The sequence below is a fragment of the Sphingomonas faeni genome, assembly GCF_023195535.1.
GTDB classification, from domain to species: Bacteria; Pseudomonadota; Alphaproteobacteria; order Sphingomonadales; family Sphingomonadaceae; genus Sphingomonas; species Sphingomonas faeni_B.
Genome location: NZ_JALPNF010000003.1, coordinates 1 through 20,284 on the forward strand (window position 1 = coordinate 1; position 20,284 = coordinate 20,284).

The 20,284-nt window shown below is 64.6% G+C and carries 22 protein-coding genes; 13 read left to right on the forward strand and 9 right to left on the reverse strand.

The genetic code is table 11. The features are described 5' to 3' along the window. A partial coding sequence (locus tag SPHN_RS07325; RefSeq protein ID WP_432715064.1) for an acyltransferase family protein occupies positions 1 to 329 on the reverse strand: 329 nt, incomplete at its 3' end. A gap of 398 nt (positions 330 to 727) precedes the next feature. Here SPHN_RS07325 and SPHN_RS07330 point away from each other — a divergent pair. Next, a complete protein-coding gene (locus tag SPHN_RS07330) occupies positions 728 to 2,326 on the forward strand; it encodes a hypothetical protein (RefSeq protein ID WP_248522435.1) in 1,599 nt (532 codons plus the stop codon). An 821-nt stretch (positions 2,327 to 3,147) separates the two neighbouring features. On the opposite strand, the gene SPHN_RS07335 is transcribed toward SPHN_RS07330, so the two are convergent. From SPHN_RS07335 to SPHN_RS07340, 3 genes are all read right to left on the reverse strand, one after another. Beyond that, positions 3,148 to 3,345: a hypothetical protein gene (locus tag SPHN_RS07335; protein WP_248522437.1), complete on the reverse strand. Its 198-nt coding sequence runs from the start codon at positions 3,343 to 3,345 to the stop codon at positions 3,148 to 3,150. Positions 3,346 to 3,436: 91 nt separating this feature from the next. Beyond that, the gene (locus SPHN_RS18575) at positions 3,437 to 3,772 is read right to left on the reverse strand and encodes a PilZ domain-containing protein (protein WP_353460750.1); all 336 of its coding nucleotides are present in this window, start codon (positions 3,770 to 3,772) and stop codon (positions 3,437 to 3,439) included. A gap of 295 nt (positions 3,773 to 4,067) precedes the next feature. Further along, complete coding sequence (locus SPHN_RS07340) at positions 4,068 to 4,628, reverse strand: helix-turn-helix domain-containing protein (protein ID WP_248522439.1); 561 nt, start codon at positions 4,626 to 4,628, stop codon at positions 4,068 to 4,070. A 98-nt stretch (positions 4,629 to 4,726) separates the two neighbouring features. On the opposite strand from SPHN_RS07340, the gene SPHN_RS07345 reads away from it, so the two are divergent. The 3 genes from SPHN_RS07345 (at position 4,727) to SPHN_RS07355 (ending at position 6,999) form a co-directional block, all read left to right on the forward strand. Then, positions 4,727 to 5,191 carry a DUF6456 domain-containing protein gene (locus SPHN_RS07345; protein WP_248522441.1) on the forward strand — a complete coding sequence of 155 codons (465 nt, stop codon included), beginning with the start codon at positions 4,727 to 4,729 and terminating at the stop codon, positions 5,189 to 5,191. Between the two features lie 231 nt (positions 5,192 to 5,422). Next, on the forward strand, positions 5,423 to 6,361 hold the full coding sequence (dapF, locus tag SPHN_RS07350) for a diaminopimelate epimerase (RefSeq protein ID WP_248522443.1): 939 nt from the start codon (positions 5,423 to 5,425) through the stop codon (positions 6,359 to 6,361). Between the two features lie 83 nt (positions 6,362 to 6,444). Next, positions 6,445 to 6,999, forward strand: coding sequence for a fasciclin domain-containing protein (locus SPHN_RS07355; protein ID WP_248522445.1), 555 nt, complete (start codon positions 6,445 to 6,447; stop codon positions 6,997 to 6,999). A gap of 223 nt (positions 7,000 to 7,222) precedes the next feature. Here SPHN_RS07355 and SPHN_RS07360 read toward each other — a convergent pair whose 3' ends face one another. Beyond that, positions 7,223 to 8,488: a NupC/NupG family nucleoside CNT transporter gene (locus SPHN_RS07360; RefSeq protein WP_248522446.1), complete on the reverse strand. Its 1,266-nt coding sequence runs from the start codon at positions 8,486 to 8,488 to the stop codon at positions 7,223 to 7,225. A gap of 139 nt (positions 8,489 to 8,627) precedes the next feature. Here SPHN_RS07360 and SPHN_RS07365 point away from each other — a divergent pair, with 139 nt between their 5' ends. The 6 genes from SPHN_RS07365 (at position 8,628) to SPHN_RS07390 (ending at position 12,827) form a co-directional block, all read left to right on the forward strand. Then, positions 8,628 to 9,275 (forward strand): queuosine precursor transporter, encoded by a 648-nt coding sequence (locus SPHN_RS07365; protein WP_248522448.1) that lies wholly within the window; start codon positions 8,628 to 8,630, stop codon positions 9,273 to 9,275. Between the two features lie 149 nt (positions 9,276 to 9,424). Further along, positions 9,425 to 10,342, forward strand: a complete 918-nt coding sequence (gene argB / locus SPHN_RS07370; protein WP_248522450.1) for an acetylglutamate kinase — start codon at positions 9,425 to 9,427, stop codon at positions 10,340 to 10,342. A 385-nt stretch (positions 10,343 to 10,727) separates the two neighbouring features. Continuing rightward, on the forward strand, positions 10,728 to 11,030 hold the full coding sequence (locus SPHN_RS07375; RefSeq protein WP_093398362.1) for a YggT family protein: 303 nt from the start codon (positions 10,728 to 10,730) through the stop codon (positions 11,028 to 11,030). Between the two features lie 35 nt (positions 11,031 to 11,065). After that, positions 11,066 to 11,338 (forward strand): DUF167 domain-containing protein, encoded by a 273-nt coding sequence (locus SPHN_RS07380; RefSeq protein ID WP_248522452.1) that lies wholly within the window; start codon positions 11,066 to 11,068, stop codon positions 11,336 to 11,338. Further along, entirely contained in the window at positions 11,335 to 12,210 is an 876-nt protein-coding gene (gene folD / locus SPHN_RS07385) for a bifunctional methylenetetrahydrofolate dehydrogenase/methenyltetrahydrofolate cyclohydrolase FolD (RefSeq protein WP_248522454.1), read from the forward strand. The genes SPHN_RS07380 and folD overlap by 4 nt, the downstream gene beginning before the upstream one ends. Further along, the gene (locus SPHN_RS07390; protein ID WP_248522456.1) at positions 12,207 to 12,827 is read left to right on the forward strand and encodes a MarC family protein; all 621 of its coding nucleotides are present in this window, start codon (positions 12,207 to 12,209) and stop codon (positions 12,825 to 12,827) included. The genes folD and SPHN_RS07390 overlap by 4 nt, the downstream gene beginning before the upstream one ends. Positions 12,828 to 12,920: 93 nt before the next feature. Here SPHN_RS07390 and SPHN_RS07395 read toward each other — a convergent pair whose 3' ends face one another. Continuing rightward, on the reverse strand, positions 12,921 to 14,708 hold the full coding sequence (locus tag SPHN_RS07395; RefSeq protein WP_248522457.1) for an AcrB/AcrD/AcrF family protein: 1,788 nt from the start codon (positions 14,706 to 14,708) through the stop codon (positions 12,921 to 12,923). A 145-nt stretch (positions 14,709 to 14,853) separates the two neighbouring features. On the opposite strand from SPHN_RS07395, the gene SPHN_RS07400 reads away from it, so the two are divergent. Together SPHN_RS07400 and SPHN_RS07405 are read left to right on the forward strand one after the other, a co-directional pair. Next, positions 14,854 to 15,258, forward strand: coding sequence for a GtrA family protein (locus SPHN_RS07400; protein WP_248522459.1), 405 nt, complete (start codon positions 14,854 to 14,856; stop codon positions 15,256 to 15,258). 15 nt (positions 15,259 to 15,273) lie between these two features. Next, entirely contained in the window at positions 15,274 to 16,002 is a 729-nt protein-coding gene (locus tag SPHN_RS07405; protein ID WP_248522461.1) for a class I SAM-dependent methyltransferase, read from the forward strand. 140 nt (positions 16,003 to 16,142) lie between these two features. Here the strand turns inward: SPHN_RS07405 and SPHN_RS18580 are convergent, their stop codons facing one another. The 3 genes from SPHN_RS18580 to SPHN_RS07415 are packed head-to-tail and all read right to left on the reverse strand — an operon-like array spanning position 16,143 to position 19,505. After that, positions 16,143 to 16,445: a hypothetical protein gene (locus SPHN_RS18580; RefSeq protein WP_432715071.1), complete on the reverse strand. Its 303-nt coding sequence runs from the start codon at positions 16,443 to 16,445 to the stop codon at positions 16,143 to 16,145. Further along, a complete protein-coding gene (locus tag SPHN_RS07410; protein WP_248522463.1) occupies positions 16,330 to 17,352 on the reverse strand; it encodes a glycosyltransferase family 2 protein in 1,023 nt (340 codons plus the stop codon). Before SPHN_RS07410 ends, SPHN_RS18580 begins: the two co-directional genes overlap by 116 nt. 47 nt (positions 17,353 to 17,399) lie before the next feature. Further along, positions 17,400 to 19,505 (reverse strand): RelA/SpoT family protein, encoded by a 2,106-nt coding sequence (locus tag SPHN_RS07415; RefSeq protein ID WP_248522465.1) that lies wholly within the window; start codon positions 19,503 to 19,505, stop codon positions 17,400 to 17,402. A gap of 208 nt (positions 19,506 to 19,713) precedes the next feature. Between SPHN_RS07415 and SPHN_RS07420 the strand changes: the two genes are divergently transcribed. Then, positions 19,714 to 20,199 (forward strand): winged helix-turn-helix transcriptional regulator, encoded by a 486-nt coding sequence (locus SPHN_RS07420; protein ID WP_248522467.1) that lies wholly within the window; start codon positions 19,714 to 19,716, stop codon positions 20,197 to 20,199. Positions 20,200 to 20,284: the final 85 nt, after the last annotated feature.

Genomic DNA, 20,284 nt, shown 5'->3' on the forward strand with positions numbered 1-20,284 from the left:
GCCTTCGCCGCAGAACTCGAAAAGCAACGGTCGGGTTTAAACCTGACCGTTGCTTCACCCGCGCTCCTGCGCGACAACAACGGTCGGTCTCTGGTCGCAGCTGGATGAAAGGCGGGGGTCACGTCACAATCTTTTTCACCGCGCTCGGCGGTCACAAATCGTATTACAAAGCCGGAAAGAACAAAGAATACTGCGACTGCCTCGCCGCCGTGGATCGTCAGAAAGTTTTGTAGGTTTGGAACGACAAAGGCGCGCGCATGCCCCAAAACTACCGCAATCGCAGCTGCAAAGCGCAACAAGCTCAGATAAACCGACATATTTTTGGTCATGGTTTGCCTTAATTCCCGCCCCGGCTCGCGAGAATTGGCCTTCCCCAAGCGCGCAACGTGAACACCGAACATTAGAGCCTTGGCAACTGGGATTATTTCCAATTTTCATGGTCGTCCCGCAACGAGACGTGCCCCCCCCCCCGTGTAAAAAGTTCTCATGGGTATCGCGGCGCCACTCACGGAGGCTCATCTGACCGCGCGACGGTCTAGTATCGGCCGCGCTGGGCGATCCATGTGGCACGCGCCTCACATCTCGGACGTGCGTCAACGATACGTTATCTCGGCTGTCACTTTATCCAGCTTCACCAAAAGTTAATCCGCCGACCCCTATTTTCTCCTCGTGGGCCGATAATTTCGCCACGGGAATACCGGTCGGTCGGTGAGATAAGGGGTGTTTCATGATCGCGGTTGATCACGACGATAATTCTGGTGACTTGGCGTCAGCAACAAACGGACCTGATTTGGATCGCAGGCGACTCCTCGCCTTGCTCTCAAGCGTGCCGGTTTTTGGAGCGGCGGCCTATGCCTACGCCAGCGGTAACAGCGGTGCCGGAGGGGGCACGGCGACTGCCACGGATCGCGTAACGGTCGTGACGGGACCGGGCGCTACGCCGGTTGCGAGCCCAGCAGCAGCAGCGGCTAAAGCAGTGGCGACACCTGCGTCTCGACCTGCGAATTCAGCACCAAGCTTGTTCTCTGCGCAATCGCCTTGGAACTCGACGCCGATAAAGCCCAAGCTCGGAAGTAATAAAATGCCTGCCGCGCGGCAGATTCCTTGGATCGAGGAAAGTGCATACTCGTCCAAGATTTTTCGGGCGGTAGCAAACGATAGCCCGATGACCGTCATCGCGGACGATATAGCCAACCAGCTTCAAGCCGGCTCTGTGACTATTCCTAGATTTCCCGCCGCGACCATGCCGGCCACCGGTCAGGATGGCCATTGTGAAATCCTAGACCCGATCGACGGTACGCTACATAGCTTTTACCAACTCCGCCGGACGGCGGGCACATGGCGCGCCGGGAAGTATGCGCGTACGTCAGCCCAGGGGAGTGGCTGGGGCACGGTTGCAAATCCAGACAATGTCCGCGCTGCCGGCTGCTCGACGGCGGGCGGTCTGCTTCTCGCGTCCGAGCTTGGGCTCGATATTGTGCCGCATGCCCTCGCAATCGGCATGGACAAAAACGCGTTCATGTCGGGACCGGTCTGGCCAGCAACTCTACAGGATTATACCGGGGCGACCACCTACAAGGGTATACCAGGGCAGCGGTTTGCGATGGGTAGACTGTTGATGTTGCCCGCTACGTTCGACGTTGACAAGCTCGGTTTGCCGGAGTCGAGGGCGATTGCACGAACCCTTAAAAAATACGGTGGATATATTGTCGACGCGACCGTCGGCTCGCTGAACTTTTATGCGGAGATCGACAGCGGCTGGAACAAAAGCTATGTCAACGGAAAGTACTCGGGTAATTTCAGCCCAGACATGCAGGCTATTAAGGCTGCATTGCGACAAGTAATAGAGCACAACGGCTTTCTTGATCGTGATGGTAAGCCTTACGTGCCCACACCGTTTCGATCGATGAATCTATTGTCGATGCGTGGGCCTTGGCAGGGTTACAGCGGTTCGAGGTCGTTTGGTAAGTATGATGCGGCTACCGATCTATTCCAGGCTGAGGCAACCGCTGAGCCGCGAACGGTCCGCCAGTTGTTGAACGTACATGACGAGGCCGACCGGTTCGGGTACAAGCGGCAGAACTGGAACCTTAATCCAGAACCCGGCGTGCGATATCTGGTGCGCGCTATTGGCGCGGGCGACATAACGGCCATGCTCGCGGTGAACAGCAAGAGTTTTAAACGGTATGGGGCTACCGCCAAGCTGGCGCCTGGTGGTTCCGTGGCGTTCACCTGGCCGACCGATCCGGCGACCGTGACGGAAATCTTTGTCGACAAGCCCGCCGGTGCAGCGGCAAACATACGGCTGGAACTGGTCAAGGCGTGACCTCTGGAATCGCGGCGTCGCTTACCAAGACGGAGGCGGCGCCGCGATGGTCGCCAGTCCCAGCACTTTTCCTGACCATCTAACGTGCACGATGGAGTCTAGAGAGGTGAGGCAGGCTCGTGTTGTGGCGTTCGGGTGCCAAAGATTTATCAGCTTCGCCCATCCGGGCATAGAAGTGATCTCGTCACCTCCATTGCCAGCATGCCCGAGGGATCTATTCTGATGATCCGTTCGATCGGTCGGTAAGCCTCGGCTGTGCGGACCATCTTGCCAGAAGGGCCCGTACCAGCCCACCCCCGCGAAAATAATCATTATGCCAGCGTTCGGCCCGAACGCGGCGTTGGGCGTCGTGCTTCCGACCGCTTGCGATAAGCCATACCGCGGCCCTGAGAACAATGATCAGTAGCGCCGCGGATAGGATAAGATCGGTTGTGCTAAATGCCGCCATTTGTTGTCGTTTTCCTACCAGTCTGCGAGCATCGTGAACCGCAATGGGCGAATTGACCACCTCGATCGTCGGCATCGACTGCCCAAGCTAGGATAAATCGAAGACCAATAGGCGCATAGATTGTATGCTCTGCGCGGCGGGTTTCCCACGCTGCCTGACCGGGCCCATTTGCTGGAGTGAAAGCAACTGGCTCCTTGTTCGCCAGAAAAACATGCCACTCAAAGGAGGAATGGGCGGCGATCGATCGCGCCAATGCGGCCGACGTAGAACGCATGTCCAACGCCCGTAAAACGCTGGGCAAGACTGACTTTAAGGTGCAAGCTCAGCGACCTCGCACCTGATATCGTGATGAGGAACGTCCGGAATTACGGGGTTAAATTTCGTCCGTTTCCATTTCCGACGTCAGAACGAGCTGCTCCCCGGCAGCTTCGCTGAATCCTGCCATCCACTCGGCGTATGCTATCGATCCGGCATAATACCGACAATCAGCGAGATTGCCTCCCGCGCGAGCAACGTCCTCCCCTTGGATATAGTAGAGAGACGCTCGCATCGAGATCGGTGTGTCGGCCATAGAAATGTTCCTCGGCGCACGAACGGTCAAAGATATGATTTGGTCCCCTCCACCTATTCTGGCGAGGAAGGGACCGAGTTTGGAGCGTAACTCAATCCACATCCGCCAGATGCAGAATATGGTTCACGACGGTCTCTGGGAGCGGGTTGGCCACATCAAAACCAAATTCCGCCATCTGCGCCCAAGCGACCCATCCCGAGTATCTAGCGAACGCCGGGACGTCGACCGCAAGAAACCGACCGAGCGTCGGTGGATATCCAGACCGGACTCGGAAGCCATGCGTCGAGACATCGACCATGGTCGCAGAGATCGGCTCACCTCCAGGGGCGATTAGGAATACAGGAAGGTGGATCGGGCGTCGCACGGCGACGCGCTCATCAAGGGGAAGCCGGTCGGGCTGAAACGCGGTGTGGGCATGCAAACTCATCGATCAATTGATGGCCGCAAAGGCTGAAAAGCTGGTTAACCACGCTTCAAGTCTCTGCTTTTGTACGATTCCCCTTAAGGTGCTATTTGATGAGCAAGGGCCGCAGGTCAGGTCCACATGTTCGCGAGGGTTGAACTGCGGTCCTCGATCCTTGCCAGCCGATGATGCGAGTACCGGGCAAGCTGGTGACACGAAATGCAGCGAGGGGGATCGGAGGGGGCGCATCAAAGGCGGTGCGGCCTGTTCCAAGGTCCAAGTGTGGTAAGGTCATCGCCGGTCCCCCCATAACAGATCGCTAGAGGTCGCGGACGAGCCGTGTGGCGACGGCCATCCAGGCGGGGTTTTCGATCGTTTGGGGCTGTGTGCCCGTGCCCAGCGGCAATAGCGTCATCTGGCCTTCGTATCTGATCAGTCGCCCGAACGCGAACCGCCCAGCCGGTTGCGGGACGAGCACGTCGCGGTTGAGCGCAGTCGCGAAGTTTTCCGGCGCCAGCATCGCGCACCAGATCACGTCGCCCGCGCGGTAGTCGCCGATCCCCCCCGCCACGGTCACCGCGATCTGGCCCGGCGCGACCTGCGGTGGAGGAACGGTCGTCGTTCGGCGCGGCGCGTGGACGCCGCGGCCATCGAGGATCGCGGTAACGGGCAGGTCGGCGCGGTCGGGCAGCGTCACCAGATCCCCCGCCTCGACGCCCAGCGCCGCGGCGATCCGGTTCAGCCACCCGACCGACACGGTGCGCGTGCCCGTCTCCAGCCGGCCGATCGTCTGTGCGGTGGTCGGCGGAACACAGCGCCGCGCGACATCCTCCAGCGTCAGGCCCTTGGCGCGGCGAACTTCGCGAATGGCCGTGATCATCGAAAAGCTCCAAACCAGATGGGTTATTCCTCTGTCCTACAACCGTGTCGATATGGCAACCGGCGTGACTGACTTGGAGCAACAACGGGAGACGGCAGATGCGCGAACTGGTGGAGCGATCGATCGACTCGGAGGGCGTTCCCCAGCTGGCGGGGGCACGGAGTGGGCGGGCGGTAACGGTCAATCTGGCCGAGTCGCCGCTCGGGTGGTTGCGGTCGCGCGGGCTGGTCGACGCGCGGCAGTTCGCGGCGGGGGAGCAGTTGCGCGCCGATTACGAACGCGCCTCGATCGCGCCGAGCGTGACAATGCGCTGGGCAGAGCGGGTCGATGGAGGCGGGCATGACGGGCTCGATCCGACATCCGCGCAGATCGCGGCGAAGCGCCGGTTCGACACCGCGATCGCCGCGGCGGGGCCGGGGCTCGCGGATATCCTGTGGCGCGTGGTCTGCGCGGGGGAGGGGCTGCCCGCCGCGGAGAAGGCGCTGCATTGGCCGGCGCGCGCGGGGCGGCTGGTCCTGACGCTGGCGCTCGATCGCCTGGCTGCGCATTACGGGATTGGGTAGCGCAGCGCTGCAACCGGTCGCTTAACCTCACGATCCTCCCCCGCCAGGGGGAGGTGGCGCCGGAGGCGACGGAGGGGGAGGACACGAAACAGCGGTTACTCTTTCCTCCCCCTCCGTCTGGCAAGGGCCAGCCACCTCCCCCTGGCGGGGGAGGATTGAAGGTCGACGATCCGGTCCGCCTCTTTCCGGTCCGCACTCGCTTTGCCCGCCCCGCAGCACTAAGTGGCGGGCATGCGCTTCGACCTCATCAAATGCCACGGCTCCGGCAACGACTTCCCCTTGATCGACGCGCGTGCGTCCACGCTCGACGACGCAGCCTGGGCGGCCGTCTCGCGCGCGCTCGCGGATCGCGACGGGCCGGTTGGCGGCGACGGTCTGTTGCTGCTCACCGCCGGCGACGAGAGCCACGCCTTCGGTATGCGAATGTTCAACTCCGACGGCAGCGAGTCCGAGACGTGCCTCAACGGCCTGCGATGCGTAGCGCGCGCCGGGTTCGCGGCAACCGGCACACAGACCGCTACGGCGCTACTCAAGACCAGCGATGCGGTCGTCGTACACGATGCCGACGTCGCGCCGGGGGTGTTCACGGTGCGCGAGATCGCAGGGCCGGCGTCGCTAGACGTCACTGCGTGGCCGATGGAGGCCGACGCGAATCGCATCGTCGACATGCCGATCCCCCGCTTGCCGACCGCCCGCGCCTTCACCGCCGTCGCCATGCCGAACCCCCATCTCGTGACGTTCGTGGATGCGATCGACGAAGCCGAACTCGTCCGCGTCGGTGAAGCATGCGAGGCCGCTCCCAACTGGCTCCCGAACCGCGCCAACGTCAGCTTCGTCGAGGTGCGTGGCGCCGACCTGTTCGTCCGCACCTTCGAGCGTGGCGTCGGTCTGACCGACAGTTGCGGCAGCGCGATGGCGGCGTCGACCTATGCCGCGTGCCTTACCCGGCGGATCGCCTACGACACGCCGACCACGGTCTTCAACAAGGGCGGCCTCGTTCGCGCCGAGGCGAGCGCAGCCGCGATGGTCACGCTATCGGGTAATGCGACGTTCGAATGGACCGGCTCGATCGATGTCGATCTCGCGACAGCGACGGCAAGCGACCTGGTCGTCACGACCCGGCACGACGAAGAGATCGCGGCTTGGGGCAGGCTTGTCGCAACGATCTGAAACGCGGCTGCATCATTCCTCCGATCCGGCCGTATCTTTCCGCAGAAGCGTCGGCCGACCGGCGCCGTGAAGGAGAGCATGCCGTGAATCCAATTTTTCGTACCGCGATCGTCGCCGCCGCCATCGCCGTCAGCGGCAGCGCGATCGTCGCCGCGCAGACCAATCCCATGGTCGGCGGCGCCGCGATGTATCCGACCAAGACGATCGTCGAGAACGCGGTCAATTCGAAGGATCACACGACGCTGGTTGCCGCGGTGAAGGCTGCCGGCCTGGTCGAGACGCTGTCGGGCCCGGGTCCGTTCACGGTGTTCGCGCCGACCAACGCCGCGTTCAAGAAGCTGCCCGCCGGCACCGTCGACACGCTGCTCAAGCCCGAGAACAAGACGCAGCTGTCCGCCGTGCTGACCTATCACGTCGTCCCCGGCACGATCACCGCCGCCGACATCGCCGCCAAGGCGAAGGCGAACGGCGGCACCGCGACCTACACGACCGTGCAGGGCGAGCCGCTGATGTTCATGAAGTCCGGCAGCGGCTGGGGCATCATGGACGGCAAGGGCCACAAGGGCCGTGTCACGATCGCCAACGTCATGCAGTCGAACGGCGTGATTCACGTCATCGACACGGTGATGCTGCCGTAATCGGCACCATTACGAAATACCTGCCTCGATCCCCCACGCGGTAGTGTCGTCGGGCCCGTTGCCGAGAGGTGACGGGCCCGATTGCGTTTGCGGGGCGCCGTCGTCTCGGTTCCGTCGTCTCACCCTCCCCCGTCATCCTGACGAAAGTCAGGACCCAGGGTAACAAGCGCTGCCCTTCGTGGCTCTGGGTCCTGACTTTCGTCAGGATGACGGAAAGGGGGACTCAGCCGATTAGCAGACCTGCAAGGGCCGCCGACATGAGGTTCGCGAGACTCCCTGCCGCCAGCGCGCGCAGGCCGAGCTTGGCGATCATCGGCCGCTGGTTCGGCGCAAGGCTCCCGGTCACCGCCATCTGGATCGCGATCGACGAGAAGTTCGCAAAGCCGCACAGCGAGAAGGTGATCACCGCGATCGTCCGCGGGCTCAGCCCCTGCTGCGTCCCGAGCGAGATATACGCGACGAATTCGTTCAGCACGATCTTCTGCCCGAACAGCCCGCCGGCGATCCCCGCCTCGCTCCACGGCACGTTCAGCAGGAACATGATCGGCGCGAAGACGTAGCCGAGCAGCCCCTGGAAGCTCAGCCCCGGGAGCCCGATCATGTTGCCGAGCCCGCCCAGCAGGCCGTTCGCCAGCGCCACCAGCGCGACGAACGCCAGTACCATCGCCCCGACCGCAACCGCCAGCCGCACGCCTGTCTGCGCGCCCTGGGCTGCGGCCATGATCAGGTTGGCGGGCTTTTCCTCGTCATGCGTCGCCTGCGGCATCGGCTCACCGGCGGACGATTCACCCGGCAAATCGCCGAGCGCGAGTTCGCCCTCGGGCGGCATGACGCGGTCGGGCATGATGATCTTCGCCATCAGGATCCCGCCCGGCGCGGCCATGAAGCTCGCCGCCAGCAGATAATCGATCCGGATCCCCATCGACGCGTACGCCGCGAGGATCGTCCCCGCGACGCCAGCCATGCCGCTGGTCATTACCGTGAACAGCTGCGCCGGGGTCAGTCCCGCCAGATACGGGCGGATGACGAGCGGCGATTCGCTCTGGCCGACGAAGATGTTCGCCGCCGCGCACAGCGATTCGACCTTCGAGACGCCGATGACCTTCTCGATCCCGCCGCCGACCCAGCGCACCACCAGCTGCATGATGCCGAGATAATAGAGGATCGAGACTAGGCTGGCGAAGAAAATGATCACCGGCAGCGCGGCGATCGCGAAGCTCTGTCCGCCGATCTCGGGCGTCGCCATCTTGCCGAACAGGAATTCGGTGCCCTTCTGCGAATAACCCAGCAGGTTGGCGACCCCGCCCGACATCTCGCCGAGCACCACCTTGCCGAAGCTCGAATACAGCACGAGCACCGCGATCCCGGCCTGCAACGCGAACGCCGCGCCGACGATGCGCAGGCGGATCGCGCGGCGGTCGCTCGACAGCAGCACGGCGATGCCCAGAATGACGGCGATGCCTGCAAGGCCGATGACTAGTCTTTCCATGGACGCCCTGCATTTTTGACTGACACGCGTGGCCCCCCGGCCGCGCAAGCGACCGACATGACACGCGAGCGCCGCACTCGCCAGTCATTTGAGGTCTAGTCATTTGACGGCGTGGCGGTTTTCGCTAGCGTCCCGCGCGATGGACAAACCACTTCCCGCGTTCCCGCGTTCGCTCTTCGTTTTCTCGGTCCTGTACGGCGGCATGGTGTGCATCGCCGGCGTGTTGGGGGTGAAGCAGGTCGCGCTCGGCCCGCTCGCGGTCGAGGCGGGGATCTTCGGCTTCCTGTTGCTGGTGGTGCTGAGCAGCGCGATTTCCGAGCTGCACGGCCAGAAGACCGCGACGTTCCTGGTGCGCCTAGGGTTCATCCCGCTGCTGGTGTCAGCGGCGCTGATCCATCTCGTGCTGGCACTGCCGCACGATCCGGGGATGTACCCGCCCGCGGTCGACGCATTCCCGATCGTGGTCGGGCAAAGCTCGCGGATGATGATCGCCGGGCTGATCTCCTACGGCATCTCGCAGACGCTCAACGTGCTGATCTTCTCGAAGCTGTCGGGACAGGTCGGCAGCGGCGAGGGCAAGCTCGTCTGGCTCCGCGGCATGATCGCGAGCATCATCTCGCAGATCATCGACACGATTTTGTTCATCACCATCTCGTTCCTCGGCGAACGGCCGATCCTCGCGTTGATGGAAGGGCAGATGCTGACCAAGGTCGTACTGTCGATCGTGCTGGTGCCGTTCCTGATCACCTTCTTCGTGCGATTGGGGCGGCGGCTGGACCGGGCATAACACTTTCTCCGTCATCCTGACGAAAGTCAGGACCCAGAACCGCAAGGGACCCCGTTCGTGATCCTGGGTCCTGACTTTCGTCAGGATGACGGAATTGGTGATACGCGGTGATGCTTTCGCTACCTCCCTTGACTGTCTAAGGGGTCGCCATGACCGATCACACGCCCGATCCCGCCCTGCTCGCCAAGGCGGAAACGCTCACCGAGGCGCTGCCGTATCTGCAGCGCTATGCCGGCAAGACGTTCGTCGTGAAATACGGCGGCCACGCGATGGGCGACCCCGAGCTCCAGCGCGATTTCGCCGAGGACATGGTGCTGCTGAAGGCGGTCGGCATCAACCCGGTGGTGGTACACGGCGGCGGCCCGCAGATCGGCGCGATGTTGAAGCGGCTCGGCGTCGAATCGCGCTTCGTCGACGGCCTGCGCGTCACCGATGCGGAAACCGCGCAGATCGCAGAGATGGTCCTCGCGGGCTCGATCAACAAGGAGATCGTCGGCTGGATCGGCCAGGCCGGCGGCCGCGCGGTCGGTATCTCGGGCAAGGACGCAGGCCTCGTGCTCGCGCAGAAAGTCGGCCACGGCCGCGAGCCCGACAAGCTCCAGGGGATCGAGCGCCACGTCGATCTCGGCTTCGTCGGCGAGCCGATCGCGGTCGACCGGACGATCCTCGACACGTTGATCAAGGCCGATATCATCCCGGTGATCGCCCCGATCGGCATCGGCGCCGACGGGCACACCTATAACATCAATGCCGACACGATGGCGGGCGCGATCGCCGCCGCGATGGGCGCCGCGCGGTTCTTCCTTTTGACCGACATCGTCGGCGTGCTCGACAAGCAGGGCGAACTGCTCACCGATCTCGACCCTGCGCGGATCGCCGAACTGCGCGCCGACGGCACGGTGACCGGCGGCATGATCCCCAAGCTCGACACATGCGTCGCGGCGGTCGAATCGGGCGTCGATGCCGCGGTCATCATCGACGGCCGCGTACCCCACGCGATGCTGCTGGAGATCTTCACCAAGCAGGGCGCGGGGACCTTGGTGAGCGCCAACGGGCGCCCGCGGTAACGCGCGACGGGTATCACCCTCACTACCGCCACGCCGTCATCCCAGCGAAAGCTGGGATCTCCCGGTTCTAGCCGCCCGCCTGCCAACGGGGATACCCTAGCTTCCGCTGGGGTGACGATAGGTGGGGTGACGATAGTCGGTCAGACGCGCGCGCGCGGCGGCGAAAACGACCGACATCACAGGGCTTCTCGTTCTTCACGCATCCCACACCCGTCATCCCAGCGAAAGCTGGGATCTCCCGGTTCGACCCGCGCACCCGCCAACCGGGATACCCCAGCTTTCGCTGGGGTGACGGGGTGGGGCTAGGGGGACTATCGTCTAAGCAGGGCTTCTCGTTCTCCCCCCGCCCCCTTATATCAGCAACACACCAGCGGAGACCCTTGCCTTGATCGCCCTTCTTCAGATCGTCCAGTTGCTGCTCAACCTCGTCTGGTGGGTCATCGTCATCCAGGCGATTCTGTCGTGGCTGATCGCGTTCAACGTCATCAACACGCACAGCGATTTCGTCCGCACGGTCTGGAACGCGCTGCAGAAGATCACGGAGCCGCTGTATCGCCCGATCCGCCGCATCCTCCCCGATTTCGGCGCGCTCGATCTGTCGCCGCTGGTCGTGCTGCTGATCCTCTACATCCTGACCAATATCGTCATCCCGAACATCGCGCAGAACTACCTCGTCGCGGCCTATTGATCGGGCCGTCAGCCTGGCGCGCGGTCGATGACGGCTTGGCGATCGCCGTCCGGGTAACACCGCGCGGCGGTCGCGACGCACTCGCCGCCGGAACGCCCGAGCATTTCGCGGCCCGACTGGCAGCCGCTCCGGTCGATGGTGCCGCGAACGCGGGGCTGGTCGCACTCGTCGCCAAGACCTTCGGCGTCCCCAAACGTGCCGTAACGATCATCGCCGGCGAGACCGCCCGCCTGAAGCGCCTGCACATCGCCGGCCACGTCGCTACGCTGGCGGAAATCGCGTCCGCGCTCTATGGGCCGCGGGCATGAGCGCGACCATCATCGACGGCAAGGCCTTCGCCGCCGGCCTCCGGGCCCGTATCGCAGACGGCGTCACCGCCTTCAGGGCGCAGGCGGGCCGCGCGCCTGGCCTCGCCGTAGTGCTGGTCGGCGAGGACCCCGCCTCGAACGTCTATGTCCGCTCGAAGGGCAAGGCGACGCGCGAGGCCGGGATGGAGAGCATCGAGCACCGCCTCCCCGCCGACGTCCCCGCCGAAGACCTGCTCGCCCTGGTCGCGACGCTCAACGCCGACCCGACGATCGACGGCATCCTCGTCCAATTGCCCTTGCCCAAGCATATCGACGAGCAGGCGGTGATCGCCGCGATCGACCCCGACAAGGACGTCGACGGCTTCCACCCGATCAACGCCGGCCGCCTCGCGACCGGTCTGCCCGGCTTCGTCCCCTGCACGCCGCTCGGCTGCGTCATGCTGTTGAAGAGCGTGCTGCCGAGCTTGAGCGGGTTGGAGGCGGTCGTCGTCGGTCGCTCTAACATCGTCGGCAAGCCGATGGCGCAACTGCTGCTCCGCGAGAGCTGCACCGTCACCGTCGTGCATAGCCGCACGCAGGACGTGCCGGCGCACATCCGCCGCGCCGACATCGTCGTCGCTGCGGTCGGCATCCCGGAGATGATCGAGGGCGACTGGCTCAAGCCCGGTGCGACCGTCATCGACGTCGGCATCAACCGCACCGACGCCGGCCTCGTCGGCGACGTCGATTTCGCCAGCGCGGTCGAGGTCGCGGGCGCGATCACGCCGGTGCCGGGCGGCGTCGGGCCGATGACGATCGCGTGCCTGTTGCGGAACACGCTGGTGTCTGCCGGCCGCCGCGAAGGCGTCATGATCGACGAGGCCGCGCTATGATCGAACTCTATATCTCGTCGCTGATCACCTTTTTCGTGGTCATCGATCCGCCCGGCTGCGCGCCGATCTATGCCGGACTGTCGGCGAGTGCCTCCGCCGAACAGAAGCGTGCGATGGCGATCCGCGCAGTCGGCGTATCCGCGCTGATCCTGTTCGTCTTCGCGCTGTTCGGCGAGGCGTTGCTCAAGGGCCTCGGCATCAGCCTTGCCAGCTTCCGGATCGCGGGCGGCATCATGCTGTTCCTGATCGCGCTCGAAATGGTGTTCGAAAAGCGTACCGAGCGCCGCGAGGACCGCGCCGCCAAGGTCGCGAACGATCCCGAGGTCGAGGACGTCTCGATCTTCCCGATGGCGATGCCAATGATCGCAGGGCCCGGCTCGATCGCGTCGGTGATGCTGTTGATGAGCCGCAACAGCGGCATCGAGCGCTCGCTGGTCGTGCTCGGCGCGATGGTGACGATCCTGCTGCTGACCTTGGTCGCGCTGCTTGCTGCCGGCCCGATCATGCGGATCCTCGGCGCAAAGATCGAGGCGGTGATCACGCGGTTGCTAGGCGTACTGCTGGCGGCGCTGGCCGTGCAGTTCGTACTCGACGGCCTGTCGGTGGTGCTGCGCTGATCCGTCATCCTGGGCTCGACCCAGGATCCAGAGCCAAGAGCGGTATCGCCAATGGCTCTGGATCCTGACTTTCGTCAGGATGACGGGCTAAGGTCAGTCCACCTTGAACAACCGCAGCGGCGACTTCGCCGGCAGCGGCAGAGGCGTCAGCCACCCCGGCACCTCGTTCTTCGCCATCTGCGCATAGAACCCCTTCGGGCTGCGCGCCTTGTAGTTCGTCGATTCCGCCGCGTTCGGGCACAGCAGCAGCATCGTCGCGCCGTGCCGCTTGATGATCGCGTGTGCCTGGTCCGGCGTCCCCCCGAACGCGTGCTGCACATCTAGGATAGCATCGCCGTTGCGGTGATACGGCCCCGCGATCGCGTCGTGATGCGTGATCGTGATCAGCCGCGGTCCCATGTCGACGAAGGTGAACACGGTCTGCGCCGGATACTTGTTCAGCGCGAGCAGCACGGTCGTCCGCAGGCAGTTGCCGGTCGCCGAATTGACGCGCTTCTCATACGGCTTCGGCCGGTCGATCGGCAGGTATTTGATCACCATCCCGGCAAACAGCCCCGAGACGATCAGGAAAGCACCGACCGTGCCGATCACCCGGACCGCCACCGATCGATTCCCGAGCAACCGCGGCAGGATCAGCCACCCCAGCGCCGTCGCCCCCGGAATCGCCAGCAACTGCGCCGCCGGCCCCGCGCGGACCTGCCACAACAGCATCGCACACGCGAACGCGGTGAACAGCGCGACCGCCGCCCAGCCGACGGCCCGGTCGTCGCGACGCGCACGCCAAGCCGCAAGGATCGCCCCGATCAGCCCGATGATCGGCAACGTCGCCAGCGCGAACCCGACGCGGAAACTATGCTTGTAGATCGGCTTGGCCTCGCGGACATTGTCCAGCCAGTTGCGCTGCAGCTCGGGCGAGATCCCCTCGGGCCGCCCCAGGCACTGCGGGAACACCAGCGCAAAGCCCGCAACGATCGCCGCACCCGCAACAACCGCCAGCGCCAGCCGCACACCCCGCGAAGCCGGCCCGAACCGCGCGAGCAGAAACAGCAACATCCCCGCCGCGATCATCACGCTCAACCACACCGGCGTCAGCGCATCGCACCGCATCCCCTGGTTGGCGTTCGACGCGAACAGCGCGAACCCGAGTGTGCTGCCTCCGCCCAACGTCAGCGCATAAATCGACAGCCGCTCGGCCTCAGACCGGTCCCACACCCAGCGCAACGCGATGATCGCCCCCGCCATCGCCGCGTACGGCAGCAGCTCGAGCCCGATCGACAGCGACACCGCGCTCGCAAGCCCGACCATCGCGCCACCGCGACGCCCGTTCGTATCGCACAACCCGGCGACCGTCAGGCTCAGCATGGCGAGCTGCCAGCCGTGGTGATCGATCCGCTCGGGCATGAACATCAGCATCGTGCCGGTCGCGCCGACCATGATCACCACGGCAAGCGGCCACGCGTAAGGGCTGATCAGCCGCCGCACGGTCGCGCCGATGCCGAGCATCGCAATCGACAACGGGAGCAATGGCGCGATCCCGCACGCCAGCCGCTCGGCCCAGCTGTTGGTGGTGAAGAGGCGGAAGAACAGGATCAGCCCCGCGATCGGCAGGTCGACGATCCGGCTCCAATGGATATCGAATCCGACCGGCGGGTTCAGCCGATAGTTGCGCAGATCATACCAGCCCTGGCCGTCGAGCAGCGCGCGGACCTGCATCAGCCGCATGTTGTCGTCGGTATCGCCAAGCGACAACCAGCGGATCTGCCCCCAGCGATCGAACATCGACCACGCCGCCACCGCCACCCAGGCGAGCAGCGTCAGCGCGATCCAATGCCGATCGAGTTCGTCCAGCAGCGTCCGCCGCTGAAGTGGTGCCTGATCCAAAACGCTTTCCTCCAGCCCGCACGCACTCTAGATGCGCGGGCGTATCTCAAGCGTCGCTCTATCGCGGTGCCCGTAAAGAACAAGGCACCGGCGCGATCGCCGGAGGGTAAAGAACAAGGCGGGCATGCAGGCGATTTGGCGACAAATGGAGCAGATGCGGTCGAGCGGGGTGCTCGGCCAGCTCGTGCGCTTCGGCATCGCCGGCGGGATTTCCAGCGTCGTGTACTCGCTCGTCTACCTGCCGCTGACCGCGTACGTCTTCCCGCCACGCCAAGCGGTGGCCGCGGTGCCGTTCGCGTTTGCCGTCGCGGTGGTGGTAGGCTTCTTCCTGCACAGCCGCTGGAGCTTTAAGGGGCACGCCAAGGAACCGGGGGCAGGGCGGCATTTCAAGTTCGTGATCGTCCAGGCCGCGGGGCTGAGTCTCAACGCGGTCATCACCTGGATCGGCACCGCGCTGCTTCATCTGCACCCGTGGATCCCACTGATTCCCGCCGTTCTTCTTGCCGCTATCCTGAGCTTCGTGCTCAACCGTCTTTGGGTTTTCAACTGAAATGGCCGACACTTAATGGACCGCATCGTCTACGACCGGATGGCCGCCCATGATTCCACGCACTGGTGGTACCGCGCGCGCCGCGACATTCTCGCGGATTACCTGACCCGCTACGGCGCATTGCCGAAGGATGCGAAGATCCTCGAGATCGGCTGCGGCACCGGGCATAACCTGCCGATGCTGGCGGAATTCGGCGAGATCGATGCGATCGAGATCGACCCGGCTGCACGCGAGATCGCCAGCGAACGGCTCGGCAAGCCGGTCGGCGCCGCGCCCTTGCCCGAACTGCCGGGCGTGCCGCGGAAGCATTACGACCTGATCGCGGTGCTCGATGTGGTCGAGCATATCGAGGACGACGTCGCCGCGCTCAAGGCGATGGCGGATTGCCTCGCACCCGGGGGCAAGATCCTGATCGCTGTGCCGGCGCATGCGTGGCTGTGGAGCGCGCATGACGTCGTGAACCATCACCACCGCCGCTACTCGAAGGCGACGCTCAAGACGGCGATCGAGACCGCTGGCCTGAAACCGGAAAAGCTCGGCTATTTCAATTCGCTGCTGTTCCCATTGGCAGCGGCGGCGCGGATCGCGGGACGGATGACGGGCCGCGACGACAGCGACGATTCACCCCCACCGAAGCTGGTCAATGCGCTGTTCGAGAAGATTTTTCGTCTGGAGCGGCATCTGGTGGGGCGCATGCCGATGACGCCTGGTGTTTCGATCGTGACTCTGGCGGTGCCGCGGTAAGGCTGATCCTCCCCCGCCAGGGGGAGGTGGCTGGCAATTTGCCAGACGGAGGGGGCGGCAGGCGCCGACCCGTGCTCCGTGTCCTCCCCCTCCGTCGCTTCGCGCCACCTCCCCCTGGCGGGGGAGGATCGGCGGGGAATTCAGTACGAGGGGGCGGGGGATACGCCTCTTGGATTCCTGAATTTTCGAGGAAGCACCACCCCGGCGAAGGCCGGGGCCCAATTGGGGGACGTGGCCAACTGAGCACAGCACTTCGTTACTGCGACCTCTCCAATTGGGCCCCGGCTTCCGCCGGGGTGGTGCGAGGATCGGGATAGGCCGTGTTCGTCAGTCGAGACGACCCGGGAGGGAGCCGTCAGGCAGTCGCACCACTTCCACCGGCTCCGCACGGAATCCGAGTGTCGCCTTCCCCTGGATCGGGCCCGCCACGTCCGCGACGATATACAATGGCCGCCGTTTCGACTCGACGTACAGCCGCCCGAGATACTCGCCGATCATCCCCAGCACGAACATCTGCACCGCGCCCAGGAATACCGTGACGAGCATCGTCGAGGTCCAGCCCTGCACCGCGCTGCCCGAAAGCCAGCCGATCGCGATATACACGAACAGCAGCAGCGACACGCCGGTCAGCGCGAGCCCCGCATGGCTGGCGAAGCGCAGCGGTGCGGTCGAGAAGCCGGTGACGGCGTCGAACGCCAGCCGGATCATCTTCGCCAGCGGGTAGTTCGTTTCGCCCGCCAACCGCTCGGCGCGGTCGTAGGGGAACGGCACCTGGCGGAAGCCGATCCAGGCGACCATGCCGCGGATGAAGCGGGCCTGTTCCGGGAGCGACAGGAACGCGTCGAGCGCCCGCCGGCTCATTAACCGGAAGTCACCGGTGTCGAGCGGGATCGGCGTGTCGGTCATCCGCGTCAGCATCCGGTAGAACGCGGCGGCGGTCGCCTTCTTGAACACCGTTTCGCCCGCGCGCTGGCGGCGCACCGCATACACCACGTCTGCCTGACTTGCCGCCATCGCCGCGCGCATGTCGGAAAGGAGTTCCGGGGGATCCTGGAGATCTGCGTCGATGATCAGGATCTGCTCACCCGCGCACAGATCGAGCCCCGCGGTCAGCGCCAACTGGTGGCCGTGGTTGCGCGAGAGGTTGATCGCCACCAGCCGTGGGTCGGCGGCGGCAAGACGCTGCATCACGCCCCAGCTGTCGTCCCGCGAGCCGTCGTTGATCAGCACGATCTCGTAATCGTCGCCGACCGCGACCTTCGCCGCGCCGGAAATGCGCGCGTGCAGGATGTCGAGGCACGCCGCCTCGTTATAGCAGGGGACGACAATCGAAAGAGACGGACGGTTCATCGCCCCCGTCTAGCGTCCGTCGCGCCCGCCGTCATCGTCGGATGTTTCTACACCCGCTCCACGGTGTGCACCGCATCCGCCGCGCGCAAGCCGGCCATCAGCCGCATCAGCTGCTGCACGTCGTGCACCTCGACATCGATCTCGTTGGTATGGAAGCTCTTGTCGCGCGTATCGAGCCGCAGGTTGATGATGTTGGCCTTGTGCCCGCCGATGATCGTCGAGACGATGCCGAGCGAGCCCGGCTCGTTCTTCACCATCACCGATATCCGCGCGACGGCCCCTTCGGTCTCGTCGCCCCACGCGACATCCACCCAGTCGGTCTCGTTCTCCGAGCGCTCGGCAAGTTCGGCAAGAACCTTGCAGTCGATCGCATGGACTTCGATGCCTGCGTCCGGCCGGCGCAATCCGACGATCCGGTCGCCCGGTACCGGGTGGCAGCACGTGGCGAGGTCGTAGGCGACACCGGGAGTCAGCCCCTTGATCGAGATCGCGCTCGATTGCGGCGCCAGCGCATGCGTCACGTCCGCACCGGCCGAGCCCGGCATCAACGCCTCCATCACCGCCGCATCGGACAGTGTCCGCCGCGCGATCGCGACCATCAGCGACGATTCGTCGGGCAGCTTCAGCCGCTTCAGCGCATGGCTCAGCGCATCGGTGCCGATCTGCGCGGGCAGGCGTGTGACGATATCCTCGTACAGAGTCTGGCCGAGCGCGGTCTGTTCGACGCGCTCCTTCTGACGCAGATGGCGGCGGATCGCGGCGAGCGCCTTGCCCGTCGTCGCGACGTTCAGCCATTGCGGTTGCGGCGACTGGCCCTTCGAGCGCAGGATCTGCACTTGATCACCGTTCTCGATCACCGTCGACAGCGGCACCACCCGGCCGTTGACCTTCGCGCCGACTGCCTGATCGCCGAGATCGGTGTGCACCGCGTACGCGAAGTCGATCGAGGTCGCGCCCTTGGGTAGCTGGATCAGCTCACCCTTCGGCGTGAACGCGAAGATGCGATCGGTGTACATCGCCATCCGCGTGTGTTCGAGCAACTCTTCCGGGCTCTCGGCGGTATCGAGGATTTCGACGAGGTCGCGAATCCAGCTCACCTGCCGGTCGCTGCCGTTGATCTGCTGCTTGTACGCCCAGTGCGCGGCGAGCCCGAACTCGGCCTGCGCATGCATGTCGGCGGTGCGGATCTGGATCTCGATCCGCGCGCTGTCGGCGTGGATCACCGAGGTGTGGAGCGACCGGTAGCCGTTGCGCTTGGGCGTCGAGATGTAATCCTTGAACCGGCCCGGCACCATCGGCCAGCGCTGGTGGATGATCCCGAGCACCCGGTAGCAATCCTCCTCCGTGGGCACGATCGCGCGGAACGCCATGACGTCGGAGAGCTGTTCGAAGCTGATGTGGCGTTCGGACATTTTCCGAAAGATCGAATAGGGGTGTTTTTCGCGCCCTGAGATCTCCGCCTCGACCCCGGCGCGGGAGAGCACCAGCTTCAGGCCGGAGGCGATCTTGGCGATGCGGTCGCCGTCGCCCTTTTTCAGCTGTTCGAGGCGGCGGTTGATCGATTCGGACGCCTCGGGCTCGAGCTGTTCGAACGCGAGCGACTGCATCTCGCGCATGAACTCGTACATGCCGATCCGCTCGGCGAGCGGCGCGTAGATGTCCATCGTCTCCTTGGCGATGCGACGGCGCTTCTCCGGCTTGGCGATGTGGTGCAGCGTCCGCATGTTGTGCAGGCGGTCGGCAAGCTTGACCAGGAGCACCCGGATGTCGTCGGACATCGCCAGCAGGAATTTTCGCAGATTCTCCGCGGCGCGCTCGTTCTCGGTCTGCGCCTCGATCTTGCTGAGCTTCGTGACGCCGTCCACCAGCCGCGCGACCGAAGCACCGAACAGCCGCTCGATCTCCTCGGGCGTGGCGACCGTGTCCTCGATGGTGTCGTGCAGGATCGCGGTCGCGATCGTTTCCGCATCGAGGTGCAGGTCGGTGAGGATGCCGGCCACCTCGATCGGGTGGCTGAAATACGGATCGCCGCTCGCACGCTTCTGCGACCCGTGCGCCTGCATCGAGAAGACGTAGGCGCGGTTCAGCAGCGCCTCGTCGGCGTCGGGATCGTAGTCGAGGACGCGATCGACCAGTTCATATTGGCGCAACACCCGCCATAGATGGGGCCGGGCGGGGACTTTTGGCAACAAAAAGCGTCACATCACTGTGATCTAGTGGGCGATCCAGTGGGGGCCTCTGGGGGGGCGTCGGCAATTCGTTGGGCCAGTCGCGTATCCAGGGGCGTATAACGCAGGATAACCGGGGCGTTTCGCTTCGGCGGCTTATGCGGTACGTTCGCCCACGGACGAGGATGACGTGATGGGCAAATTGCGCGAACCATTGCTGGAATGCAGCCTGCCCGCCGCGCTGGAGGCGATGGGCGAGCGCTGGTCGTTCCTGATCTTGCGCGCCGCGTTCAACGGCCTGCATCATTTCGAGGAGTTCCAGTCGGAGCTGGGGATCGCGCGCAATATCCTGGCGAACCGGCTGGCGCGGCTGGTCGAGCATGGGATCCTGGAGCGGCAGCCTATTCCGGAGGACCGGCGCAAGATCGCCTACGGCCTGACCGACAAGGGTTTCGCGCTGCTGCCGACGATGATCGCGCTCCGGCAATGGGGCGAGCGGTGGGAGACGTGCGTGCCGGCGTTCCCGATCCTGGTCGACGCGCGCGATCGGCGGCCGTTGCAGCCGGTCTCGGTGCGGGCGCATGACGGGCGCGTGCTGGCGAAGGGGGATTTGATCTGGGCGCTGCCTGGGGAGATTGCGGGCGTGGAAGCTGAGGCGGCGGCCGAGGCGGCGGAGTAAAGCCTCATTCCGTCATCCTGACGAAAGTCAGGACCCAGAGCCATTAAGGCTGGCGTCGGTTACCCTGGGTCCTGACTTTCGTCAG

Coding starts and splice junctions, on each gene's coding strand:
- SPHN_RS07365 (WP_248522448.1), top strand. CDS start 8,628: ATGGACAAACCACTTCCCGCGTTCCCGCGTTCGCTCTTCGTTTTCTCG.
- dapF (WP_248522443.1), top strand. CDS start 5,423: ATGCGCTTCGACCTCATCAAATGCCACGGCTCCGGCAACGACTTCCCC.
- folD (WP_248522454.1), top strand. CDS start 11,335: ATGAGCGCGACCATCATCGACGGCAAGGCCTTCGCCGCCGGCCTCCGG.
- SPHN_RS07360 (WP_248522446.1), bottom strand. CDS start 8,488: ATGGAAAGACTAGTCATCGGCCTTGCAGGCATCGCCGTCATTCTGGGC.
- argB (WP_248522450.1), top strand. CDS start 9,425: ATGACCGATCACACGCCCGATCCCGCCCTGCTCGCCAAGGCGGAAACG.
- SPHN_RS07335 (WP_248522437.1), bottom strand. CDS start 3,345: ATGGCCGACACACCGATCTCGATGCGAGCGTCTCTCTACTATATCCAA.
- SPHN_RS07420 (WP_248522467.1), top strand. CDS start 19,714: ATGGGCAAATTGCGCGAACCATTGCTGGAATGCAGCCTGCCCGCCGCG.
- SPHN_RS07340 (WP_248522439.1), bottom strand. CDS start 4,628: ATGATCACGGCCATTCGCGAAGTTCGCCGCGCCAAGGGCCTGACGCTG.
- SPHN_RS07410 (WP_248522463.1), bottom strand. CDS start 17,352: ATGAACCGTCCGTCTCTTTCGATTGTCGTCCCCTGCTATAACGAGGCG.
- SPHN_RS07400 (WP_248522459.1), top strand. CDS start 14,854: ATGGAGCAGATGCGGTCGAGCGGGGTGCTCGGCCAGCTCGTGCGCTTC.
- SPHN_RS07390 (WP_248522456.1), top strand. CDS start 12,207: ATGATCGAACTCTATATCTCGTCGCTGATCACCTTTTTCGTGGTCATC.
- SPHN_RS07405 (WP_248522461.1), top strand. CDS start 15,274: ATGGACCGCATCGTCTACGACCGGATGGCCGCCCATGATTCCACGCAC.
- SPHN_RS07345 (WP_248522441.1), top strand. CDS start 4,727: ATGCGCGAACTGGTGGAGCGATCGATCGACTCGGAGGGCGTTCCCCAG.
- SPHN_RS18575 (WP_353460750.1), bottom strand. CDS start 3,772: ATGAGTTTGCATGCCCACACCGCGTTTCAGCCCGACCGGCTTCCCCTT.
- SPHN_RS07330 (WP_248522435.1), top strand. CDS start 728: ATGATCGCGGTTGATCACGACGATAATTCTGGTGACTTGGCGTCAGCA.